The sequence below is a fragment of the Protofrankia sp. Cr1 genome (genome assembly GCF_963555865.1).
Classification (GTDB): Bacteria; Actinomycetota; Actinomycetes; order Frankiales; family Frankiaceae; genus Protofrankia.
Genome location: NZ_CAUVXO010000074.1, coordinates 7167 through 13695, shown reverse-complemented (window position 1 = coordinate 13695; position 6529 = coordinate 7167). Strand labels below are relative to the sequence as shown.

Annotated in this window: 7 protein-coding genes; 3 read left to right on the top strand and 4 right to left on the bottom strand. The window is 71.4% G+C overall.

Annotation, left to right across the window (positions count from 1 at the left end; translation table 11 throughout):
• The 3 genes from U9980_RS09075 to U9980_RS09065 all read left to right on the top strand — a co-directional run.
• Positions 1-240, top strand: a 240-nt coding sequence (locus U9980_RS09075) for a hypothetical protein (protein WP_322767520.1), incomplete at its 5' end; no start/stop codon positions are given.
• Between the two features lie 264 nt (positions 241-504).
• Positions 505-1797: a hypothetical protein gene (locus U9980_RS09070; RefSeq protein ID WP_322767519.1), complete on the top strand. Its 1293-nt coding sequence runs from the start codon at positions 505-507 to the stop codon at positions 1795-1797.
• Positions 1794-3233, top strand: a complete 1440-nt coding sequence (locus U9980_RS09065) for an aldehyde dehydrogenase (RefSeq protein WP_322767518.1) — start codon at positions 1794-1796, stop codon at positions 3231-3233. The genes U9980_RS09070 and U9980_RS09065 overlap by 4 nt, the downstream gene beginning before the upstream one ends.
• A 70-nt stretch (positions 3234-3303) precedes the next feature.
• Here U9980_RS09065 and U9980_RS09060 read toward each other — a convergent pair whose 3' ends face one another.
• From U9980_RS09060 to U9980_RS09045, 4 genes are all read right to left on the bottom strand, one after another.
• On the bottom strand, positions 3304-4101 hold the full coding sequence (locus U9980_RS09060; protein WP_322767517.1) for an enoyl-CoA hydratase/isomerase family protein: 798 nt from the start codon (positions 4099-4101) through the stop codon (positions 3304-3306).
• The gene (locus tag U9980_RS09055; RefSeq protein WP_322767516.1) at positions 4098-5267 is read right to left on the bottom strand and encodes an acyl-CoA dehydrogenase family protein; all 1170 of its coding nucleotides are present in this window, start codon (positions 5265-5267) and stop codon (positions 4098-4100) included. Before U9980_RS09055 ends, U9980_RS09060 begins: the two co-directional genes overlap by 4 nt.
• A gap of 62 nt (positions 5268-5329) precedes the next feature.
• The gene (locus U9980_RS09050; RefSeq protein WP_322767515.1) at positions 5330-5938 is read right to left on the bottom strand and encodes a TetR/AcrR family transcriptional regulator; all 609 of its coding nucleotides are present in this window, start codon (positions 5936-5938) and stop codon (positions 5330-5332) included.
• A 102-nt stretch (positions 5939-6040) separates the two neighbouring features.
• Positions 6041-6529: pyridoxamine 5'-phosphate oxidase family protein (locus U9980_RS09045; RefSeq protein ID WP_322767514.1), on the bottom strand; the 489-nt coding region annotated here is incomplete at its 5' end.

The following is a 6529-nucleotide window of genomic DNA, read 5'->3' as shown; positions in this document are numbered from 1 at the left end:
GACGCGACTGGTGGTCTCGGTGTCCGAGGGCTGCACCAGCACGGCGAGCTCGCTCAGGAGCAGCTCGGGATCCTCCACCATTCCCAGAAGGTGGAACTGTTCTTGCAGCCCGGCGGCCACGACCGTCTGGGCGATCTCGTCCCGCAATGGCCCACCACCTGCGAGCACGTAATGGCGGTTGCGCTCATGGCCGCCCGCCTGACGGTGGTAGGTGACTGTCTGGTGACCCGCGTGCGCTGATCGCGCTGTTGCGCGCCAGGCACCCGCGAAGCGCCTTGCCTGAGAATCGGATTCCACGAGACGCATGCGCTCCCCGGCCGGAATACGTTCGCCGCGTGTCCCCGACCGCGCCCCGAATACCTGTGATCGTCGGCGCCGCGGACCTGCGCGGCGACGGTAGCGAGCCCTGCGAGCTCATCGCGCAGGCTGCCCACAATGCAGTCCCCGCCGCACTGTTGAGCGCGCTGGACGCGATCTTCATCGTCGGTGTCCTGTCGTGGAGCTATGACGACCTGCCCGCCGAGGTCGCGCGGCTCGTCGGTGCGGCGCCTGCGCCACACCCTGCACAGCGAGGTCGGCGGCAACCAGCCGCTCGCCCTCATCGAGACCGCGGCACGCCTCATCGCCGTGGGACAGATCGACGCCGCGCTCGTCGGCGGTGCCGAAGCAGCCGCGTCCCTGGCGCGGGCCAGCACGTCCGGCAACCCGCCCGCGTGGTCCGACCGACCAGGCGGACCCGTACGGCTACCCAGCTCCGTCCGCGGCACCGAGGAGATGCTCCGCTACGGCATCGACAGACCGCTGCGTAACTACCCGCTCTTCGAGAACGCTCTACGTGCCGAACTCGGGCAGAGCTTCGAGGAGGCCCAGCGTTGGTCGGGGGAGATCCTCGCCGCGATGAGCGAGGTCGCTGTCGGCAATCCCGCGGCCTGGAAGCCACGTCACCTCACCCCTCGGGAGGTCTACGAGGCCACCGACGGCAACCGGATGACCTGTTGGCCCTACACCGTGCGGATGACCGCCAACCCGAAGGTCGACCAGGGTGCCGCCGTCGTGCTCTGCGACCTCGAGACGGCTCGCGAGCACGGCATCCCCGACGAGCGGATCTCCCACATCTGGGCCTCGGCCGGTGCCGCCGACTCGACCGACGTCCTGCGGCGCGCCACCTTCGCTCGTTCCCCCGGCCTGTCCGCCACCCTCGACGCCTGCCTGGACCAGGCGCAGTGCTCAGCACAGGACCTCGAGCACATCGACCTGTACTCGTGCTTCCCGATCGTCCCCAAGCTGGCGGCGCTGCACCTGGGGCTCGGCAAGGAACGTCCCCTCACGGTCACGGGCGGCCTGGCATCCTTCGGCGGACCGGCGAACGACTACTGCCTGCACGCGATCGTCGCTGCGCATCGCCTGCGTGGCCGGGCGCTGGTCTACGCCAACGGCGAGTACCTCACCAAACACCATGCGATGGTCATCGCACCGACGAGGCCTGCGCAGCCCTGGGCTGAGCCGGCACAAGTCCCGCCGAGGACCGAGCCGGTCCCCGGGTACGCCTCGGCCGTCACAGGCCGCGGGCGGATCGAGACCTTCACCGTCGAGCACAACCGGGACGGCACACCCGCCCGCGGCTGGATCATCGGCCGTGACGACGGCGCGCGGCGGTTCGCATCCGTCGTCACCGACCCGCGGAGCCTGCACGCACTGGCCGACCCGGACCGCCAGCCCGTCGGGCAGATGTGCGACGTGAGAGGCGCTGACGGGCTCAACACCAGCACGGTCCCCACGACACAGGAGTCCAGATGACGATCGACCACGATGCGTTCTGGATCGGCGGGCAGCGCAGGAAGCCGGCCGGCAGCGGTCGCCTGTCGGTGGTGAGCCCGGCCACCGAGGAGGTCATCGGGAGCATCCCGCGAGCCGAGATCGCCGACGTCGACGCCGCGGTGAGCGCGGCCCGCGCGGCTTTCGACGAAGGGCCGTGGCCCCACCTGACCGCGAACGAGCGGGCACAGGTCCTGCTGCGGGCGGCGGACCTCCTCGACGACCGCCATGAGGAACTCTCCCAGCTCATCACAGCGGAGATGGGGTCACCCATCACCTTCAGCCGGATGGCGCAGGTGTCCTCGGCCCTCATCCGGTACTACGCCGCGATGTCCGAGGACGTCTCGTTCGAGGAGCGCCGCGCGGGCAGCGTTGGTCCGATGGTCGTGCGGCGGGAACCGGTCGGCGTGGCCGGGCTGATCATCCCGTGGAACGCGCCGCTCGGGCTGCTGTTGGGCAAGCTCGCGCCGGCTCTGCTCGCCGGGTGCACCACCGTCGTCAAACCGGCTCCGCAGACGCCCCTGGACACCTACGTCCTGGCCGAGGTGCTCGAAGCCGCGGGACTACCGGCCGGCGTCGTCAACATCGTCGCCGCCGACCGTGAGGTATCCGAGCGGGTCGTCACCCATCCCGGCGTGGACAAGATCAGTTTTACCGGCAGTACGGTCGCCGGACGGCGGATCGCAGGCCTGTGCGGTGAGCAGATCAAGCGGGTCACCTTGGAGCTCGGTGGCAAGTCGGCGTGCATCGTGATGGCGGACGCCGACCTCGACGCGGCGATCCCGACAGCGGTCCAGGGCGCGATGCTGAACAACGGGGAGGCGTGCATCGCCCTCACCCGACTGCTCGCTCCGCGCTCCCGCTACGCCGAGATCGTCGAACGGGCCGCGGCCATCGTCGGCCACCTACCGGTCGGAGATCCCTTCGATCCGGGCACAGTGCTCGGGCCGCTGGTGAGCCGTGAGCAGCGCGAGCGGGTCGAGGGCTATCTCCAGGCCGGCCGCGACGCCGGAGCGCGGGTCGTCACCGGTGGCGGACGACCCGACGGCCAGGACAAGGGCTGGTATGTCCAACCGACGCTGTTCGCCGACGTGAACAACGGCATGCGCATCGCGCGCGAGGAGATCTTCGGTCCGGTGCTGTGCGTCATCCCCTACGAGACCGTGGACGACGCGGTCGACATCGCCAACGACTCCCCGTTCGGGCTGTGCGGTGCCGTGTGGACCGCGGACCCGCAGCAGGGACTCGACGTGGCGCGACGCGTGCGCACCGGCACCTTCAACGTCAACGGCTTCACCTACGACACGAGTGCACCGTTCGGCGGCTTCAAGCAGTCGGGGCTCGGCCGGGAGTGGGGCCGTGAGGGTCTCGAGCCCTACCTCGAGCTCAAGTCCATCGCGATGCCTGCGAACAGCTGACCCGAGGAGTCCCGTGACCGCGCCCGCAGTGACACCGTGGCGCGAGGATGATCCGGTGACCGAGGGTGTCTCAGCGTCCCGTGAACTCGGGCTTGCGGCGCTGACCGAAGGCGGCGATGCCCTCCTTGAAGTCGCTGCTGCGCACCGTGAGCTCGACGGCGACCAGCTCGGACTCGAGGGCGGCGGCAAGGTCGGTGGTCAGGCCGCGGCGCAGCAGTCCCTTGGTGGCGGACAGCGCGAGGGTCGGCCCCGCCGCCAGCTCACCCGCGATCCGGGCCGCCTGCGCCACGAGATCGGCGTCGGCGACCACCTCGTCGAAGACGCCCAGCTCGTAGCCGCGCCGCGCATCCAAGGGCTTCCCCCGCAGGAGCACCTGGGTGGCCGCGCCGAGCCCGGCCCGGCGCGCGAGCAGCCACGTGCCGCCGCTGTCCACCGCGAAGCCCAGCCCGGCGAAGGGCTCCACGAGGGAGGCGCCCTCCGCGGCCACGATCACGTCGGCGGTGAGTGCCAGGTGAGCGCCCAGGCCCATCGCCCGGCCCGCCACGGCGACGACGACGGGCAGCGGGCAGTCCCACAGCGCCTGGATCATGCGGTTCGCACCCGCGCGGACCGCCCGGATCAGCCCGCCGGTGACGGGGCGTTCGGCCCCGGGCGCGTTCACCGAGACGATGTCCGCGCCCGCGCAGAAGTGCGGCCCCGCCGAGCGGAGGAGGATCGCCCGGACGGCTCCGCCGTCGACCGCGTCGGTGACGGCGTCGGTGATCCGGTGCATGTCGACGGCTCGCAGCGCGTTGCGGGCCGGCGCCCGGTCGACGACGATCTCCCGCAAGCCGCCGTCGGTGCTGACGACAACCCCACCGGTGCTCACGGCGCCGGCTCTCGCGGGAGGCCGAGCACCTGCTCGGCGATGGTGTTGCGCTGAATCTCCGCGGTCCCCGCCCCGATCGTGCTGGCGCGGGTGGCCAGCAGGCCCGCCGACCACCGCCCACCCTCGACCGGATGGTCCTTGCCCGGCGCGAGCACCGCCGACCGTCCGGTGATCTCAACCGCGAGGGCGTGCAGCCGCTGCTCGAACTCTGTGAAGACGAGGCGGCCCAACGACGCCCCCGGACCGGGCTCACGTCCCCGCAGGAGGTCACCGAGGACCCGCAGCCCGCCGAGACGCACGACCTGCAGGTCAGTCTCCGCCCTGGCCAGCGCTTGGCGGACGAGCGGGTCACCGGCACGGTCGAGGCGTATCGCCAGCGCGACCAGCTCGTCCAGGACGCGGCGGTACTTCGACGCCTGCGTGATGAAGGCCGTCGACCGTTCGTGGCCGAGGCTCGTGCGGGCGATCCGCCAGCCCCCGCCCTCCTCGCCGACGCGATCGGAAATCGGCACGCGGACCTCGTCGAACGTGACCTCGTAGAACGACGTGTTGCCCGTCATGTCCACCAGGGGAGTGACTGTGATGCCCGGAGCGTGCATGTCGATCAGGAGGTAGCTGATGCCGTCCTGGCGCTGCTCCTGCGTACCCGTGCGCACCAGGGCGAACATGCGATCGGCGGCGCGGGCGTTGGTGATCCAGACCTTGCGCCCGGTGACGACGTACCGGTCGCCGTCGCGGCCGTCGCGGCCGTCGAGGCGGGCGCGGGTGCGCAGGCTCGGGAGGTCGGAGCCGGCGTCCGGCTCGGAAAACCCCTGGCACCAGATCTCGTCCCCGCGCAGCGCCGGCCGCAGGTAACGCTCACGCTGTTCCCGCGTGCCGTGCACGATCAACGTCGGGCCGACGACGAAGGTGCCCCCGCTCGGGTGCGGCGGCAGCCGGCGCCGGGAAAGCTCCTCGGTGTAGGCGACCTGATGGGCGAGGGACAGCTCCATGCCGCCCCACTCGCGGGGCCAGCCCGGCGCCGCGAAGCCCGCCTCGACGAGCAGTGCGGCCCAGGACCGCTGCCACGCCAGGCGCTCGCCCGCGTGCTTGGGCGCGGGTCCAGGGTCGTGGGTGTCGAGGAACTCGGCGAACCGGGCACGCAGCTGCACAGGTGTCTCATCCATGGCGCTTCCAGCCAACTGCGCCGGGTGCCGGCCGGGCAAGGTTCCGGCGGGAAAGCGGCTTCTCAGCCGTCTTCCGGCCGCCACGCATGACGGCTGGCCGGGGGAAGCGTGACACCGAGGATGCGGTCCACCAGGGGCAGGATCTGTGCCTCGGTCGTCGCGCGGTCAGGCGACCCACCGCGGGAGATGACGTCGGCGGCCGGGCCCGACACGATGTGGAACAGGCCCAGGGCGTCGGACTCGGCGTCGACGCGGGGGTCGGCCGCGCCGGAGGAGACCAGATCCGCCAGGGCGCGGACCAGCGGGGCGGTCAGGGCCGCGCGGCAGGCTTCGACCTGGTCCGGGAAGATGCCGAGCAGGTGGCGCCAGTGCGTCGCGAAGAGCACGGTCGGCTTCGCCACCCGGGGCACGTAGGCCATGTCCAGCACGCCGTCGAACCAGGCGCGGACCCGCACCAGCGGGTCAGGGTCGGTGCACACCCATTCGAGGCGCTTGCTCGCCCGCGAGACGTCCTCCTCCAGCAGGTGGAGCAGGAGGTGGTCCTTGGTCTCGAAGTGGCGGTAGAAGCACCGCGTCGACAGGCCGGCGGTGCGCAGCACACTCTCGATCTTGAAGCCCCACCAGCCGCCACGCGCCAGCGCGGCTCGAGCCGCCGCGGTCAGTCGGGCCACCTCGTCCTCTGGGCTCGCCGCTGGATCGGTCGAATGCACCCGGGGGCGAACTAACCCTGCCTCGTTCACGGTATCGACGGTAAGCGCGAGCGTGCGCCCTGTCTATCGATGGGTTGCGAGGCGGATGCGGCTGTTGTCCCACGTCAGCGGTGGACCGACCGGTCTGAGCCGGATCGTGGCCATACCCGATCCGTAGTGCGCGGCCGTCACCGCAGGCAGCCCCGCGGTCGGCAACGAGAAGCCCGCGTACTTCGTGTCGCTCAGCTCCGCGACGCGGACCGCCTGTTCCCGGTCGAGCGCGCGGTCCAGGACCGTCGCCTCGCACGACAGCTGGACCGCGGTCAGCTCCACCCAGGCCCGCCCCGACTCGATCAGGAACGAGGCGCGGGGATCGCGGCTGATGCGCAGCACTTTCTTACTCTTCGCCGGGGTACGCAGGTAGATGTCCGCGCCGTCGACCACGAACCAGCTCGGCAGGGCGACCGGCCAGCCGTCAGCCTTCAGCGTCGTCACGATCGCGGTATGGGCGCCGCGGATGCGCTCCCACGCCTCCTGCTCGGTCAGCCGGATGCCCTGTGTCCCTGGTTCGCT